This window comes from bacterium, assembly GCA_040755795.1.
GTDB lineage: Bacteria > UBA9089 > CG2-30-40-21 > CG2-30-40-21 > SBAY01 > JBFLXS01.
Genome location: JBFLXS010000387.1, coordinates 1 through 3,907 on the forward strand (window position 1 = coordinate 1; position 3,907 = coordinate 3,907).

Consider the following 3,907-nt stretch of genomic DNA (forward strand, 5'->3'; position numbering starts at 1 on the left):
TAATGACCCTCTGGGTTATCTTTTGGGACTCCAAAATGTCAAGAGAAACAAAAAGATGGCAAGAAATGAGGTAACACAATGCCACGCACCGTAAATATAGCCTTAAGTTCTACGCAACGCTCTCAAATGCTCCGTACTATGTTAAGCATTTTTTCTTGACAAAATATAAGTTTATAGTGTATCTTAATCAGGAAATGGATAATGAAAATGGAAATAAAATGAGTTTTATTGAACATTTAGAAGAATTACGGATAAGAATTATTAAATGTTTGATTTGTGTTTTTGTCTTTTTTTGTATTTCTTATTTCTTTAGTAAACAGATATTAGGCTATGTCGTTAAACCAATAGGAAAGGTTGTGTTTATCAGTCCCCAGGAGGCATTTCTTTCATATATGTTTCTATCTTTTTGGGTAGGGTTGTTTGTTTCTTCTCCTATTATCCTTTTTCAAATCTGGAGGTTTATGGCTACTGGTCTACTAAAACACGAAAGAAAATCTATTTTAATCTATGCACCAATTTCTTTTTTTCTATTTGCTTGTGGCGTTGCCTTTGCGTTTTTTGTGGTATTGCCAATTGGGGTAAAGTTTTTATTAGGTTTTCAAACGGATTTTTTAGAACCAATGATTACTATTAGCCGATATATTTCTTTTGCAGGTATGTTCCTATTAGGATTTGGGATAGTATTTCAATTGCCAATAGTGATTTTATTTTTAACACAAGTTGGATGGCTAAGCACCTTAAGCCTGCGGCACAATAGAAAATATGCCATCTTGCTTATCTTTATCATCTCGGCGATATTCACTCCACCTGATGTCATATCCCAAATTTTAATGGCGATACCATTAGTTTTTTTACTTGAAATTAGTACCTGGATAGCGGTATTATTTGAGAGGAAAAAACGAAGAGAAAATAAGTAAGATACTTTCACGGTCTGACCTTTTTTCATAGGGGACCTTACATAAGCCAGTTTAACGGGTTGTCTGGTTCGCCGTTGACCCGTATTTCAAAATGAAAATTATATCCTTCACTCTCAAAAGGACCACCGACTATACCTATGGAACTTCCTTTAGATACCTTATTACCAACATCAACCAAAATGTTTGATAAATGTGCATAAAGGCTATAAAGCCCTTCACCATGGTCAATCATCACCAACATTCCATATCCTTTAAACCAGTTTGCAAAAACCACTTTACCGTCCTTTACCGAAAAAACTGTTTCTCCCTGGGGAGTTAAAATATCAATGCCTTTGTTGACTATCTGAGCATTAAATTTTGGATGTTTATAACTCCCATAGCCACGATAAAGTTTACGGTTTTTTACTGGCCAGGGTAAATCTCCTTTTCCTCGAAGAACAATTTGTCTGCCTTCATGCGTTTTCCTCATCTCTAAATTTTTTATTAATTGTTTTAATTCTAATGAATCTCTTTCTAATTTAGATATTTGTTGTTGATACAGGGATTTTTCACCTTGTATTTTAGTCAAAAGTCGCTTTCTATTTTTTTTCAGCCTTTCCTGTTTATTCAAAAAATTTTCTTGAGACTTTTCTATCTTACACAATTTATTATGATGAGATTGTAATATTCTTTTTTTCTGTAGATAAGCGTTCTTTTTATTATTTATATCCTCAATTAGTTCTGTATCTGCATGGGCAATCAGTGACATAAAATATAGCCGTTTAGAAATCTCAGTAAAATCATCGGTATTCAGTAAATTCCCTAATAAATCCCCTCCTCTATATTTATAGATAGCGGTAAGTCTTTTAAGAAGTATTTGTTGTCTTCTATTTAACTGAGCACTGGTTAAGTTAACACTTTTTTGCGTGAGACCAATATTTTCCTGAACATTGGTTAATTGTTTTTCAAGTAAATTTATTTTATCTGCGGTGGTTTTAATTTGTATTTCTACTTTCGCAAGTTCATGAACGGCATTTTTCTCTTGTCCGCTGAGATAATTTATTTTAGATTTCTTTTTTTCTATTTCCTTTGTAATATTAGAAAGTTTACCTTTTTTCTGACTAATGTCATCAGTATACCCCTGAACACAACTTAAGAGTAAAAAAGATAAGATTAAAATAGTTTTCATTTCTACCCCCGTTTTATTTTTTCGATTTTAAGAAATAATGTAAAGAAAGAAAACTTCCCAGACATCCCAGAACAGCACTGGCTGAAAGTATGCCTAATATGGATTCTACAGGAAGAAATTTAATCGGTATAAGTTGAAAAAAGGCATCAGATATCCATAATTTGAATATAATAAATTTATAAATGAACCATAATAACCCAATAGCCATTCCTCCACTTATTATTCCTTGTAATGTTCCTTCGATTAATGCCGGGAAACGAATAAACCAATTAGTTGCCCCAACTAATCTCATAATGGTTATTTCCTCTCCTCGGGCAAAAAGTCCTAATTCAATGGTATTTGAGATAATTATTAAAGTCGCTATACATAAAATAATACCTACGCCGAGAATTATTATTCTTAATCCATAAGTAATTTTAGCCAGGATATTTACTACTCTTTGTCCATAATCTACCTCAGTGACTAATTCAGATTTTTTGAGTTCCTCAGCTATTTTACCTACTTCATCCCAGATAAACTTGCTCCCCTTTAACTTAACCTCTAAATAATTTGGTAATGGATTACAGGGGAGGTTATTCAAAATATCCTTCTTTTCTCCTAAATTCTCTCTAAATTTTTGGAGAGCCTCTTCTTTTGAAATATAAATTACCTGACTGACCTCTTCTTTCTCTCCTATTATTTTCTCAAATTCAATAATTTCTGTTTCAGACAATCCACTTTTTAGATAAACGATAATTGATGTCCTTTTGACTAAAAAGATGTCAACTATTCCTTTCACATTAGTTGTAAATAGTAAAAACAGGCTTAAGATGAATAGGGTAATAGTGATTATTCCAATACTGGCATAACTCATTAAACCTGCTCGTTTAAAATTCAAGAGGGCTTCTTTAACAAAATATTTAATCATACCAAAACTCCATTTTCAACTATCTCACCATTGGCGAGATGAATTATTCTCCCGCCATATCTTGTGGCTAAATCCAGGTTATGCGTGGCGATTATTACGGTTGTTCCTTGTTGATTAACATTCAGAAATAGATTTATAATTCCATCAGTCAATTGTGCATCTAAATTTCCTGTAGGTTCATCAGCTAAAAGGATAGTTGGGTCATTTATTATTGCCCTGGCAATTGCAACCCGTTGTTGTTCTCCGCCGGATAATTCATGTGGAAGACAGGATTTTTTTTGAGTCAATTCCACGATATTTAATGCCTTAATCGTTCTTTTATAAACCTCAGGTTCCTTAATCCCGGTTACTCGTAAGGCAAAAGCAACATTGTCAAAAACTGATTTTGAATATAATAATTTAAAATCTTGAAATACAATGCCAATTCGTCTTCGTAAATAAGGTATATTTCGCTCAGGCATATTACCAACATCTTTATTGGCGACGAAGACAAATCCAGAGCTTGGTCGTTCATCGACATAAAGCATTCGTAAAAGGGTAGTTTTGCCTGCTCCAGAGTGTCCAACCAAAAAGACAAATTCCCCTCGCTCAATTTTAAAGGTAATATTATTCAATGCCCGAATGCCGTGATTATAAATTTTAGTTAGATAACGAAATTCAATCATTTTAACTCTCCTGAAAATAGGAAGTAGAGAGTAGAAAGTAGAAAGTAGAGAGTAAAGAAAACATCACTCCACACGCCTATCTCCTTACTTCCTACCTTCTATCTCCTACCACTATTTTCATCCTCCTCGTATCATCTATTCTTTTGTTTCATATTTGTAGACCTTTGGTTTAAAATCAACCTTATTTTTTAAAACCATGGTATCTTCTTTTAAAGACAAAAGATAAAATCCTTCTTTTTCTGCAATCCTT

4 protein-coding genes are annotated in these 3,907 nt (G+C 33.0%); 1 reads left to right on the forward strand and 3 read right to left on the reverse strand.

Annotated elements, in window-relative coordinates; translation table 11 throughout:
• Positions 1-194 precede the first annotated feature (194 nt).
• A complete protein-coding gene (gene tatC, locus AB1414_17100; protein MEW6609132.1) occupies positions 195-917 on the forward strand; it encodes a twin-arginine translocase subunit TatC in 723 nt (240 codons plus the stop codon).
• 37 nt (positions 918-954) lie between these two features.
• On the opposite strand, the gene AB1414_17105 is transcribed toward tatC, so the two are convergent.
• The 3 genes from AB1414_17105 to ftsE are packed head-to-tail and all read right to left on the reverse strand — an operon-like array spanning position 955 to position 3,657.
• On the reverse strand, positions 955-2,085 hold the full coding sequence (locus tag AB1414_17105; GenBank protein ID MEW6609133.1) for a peptidoglycan DD-metalloendopeptidase family protein: 1,131 nt from the start codon (positions 2,083-2,085) through the stop codon (positions 955-957).
• A gap of 13 nt (positions 2,086-2,098) precedes the next feature.
• Complete coding sequence (gene ftsX, locus AB1414_17110) at positions 2,099-2,992, reverse strand: permease-like cell division protein FtsX (protein MEW6609134.1); 894 nt, start codon at positions 2,990-2,992, stop codon at positions 2,099-2,101.
• Positions 2,989-3,657, reverse strand: a complete 669-nt coding sequence (gene ftsE, locus AB1414_17115) for a cell division ATP-binding protein FtsE (protein ID MEW6609135.1) — start codon at positions 3,655-3,657, stop codon at positions 2,989-2,991. Before ftsE ends, ftsX begins: the two co-directional genes overlap by 4 nt.
• Positions 3,658-3,907: the final 250 nt, after the last annotated feature.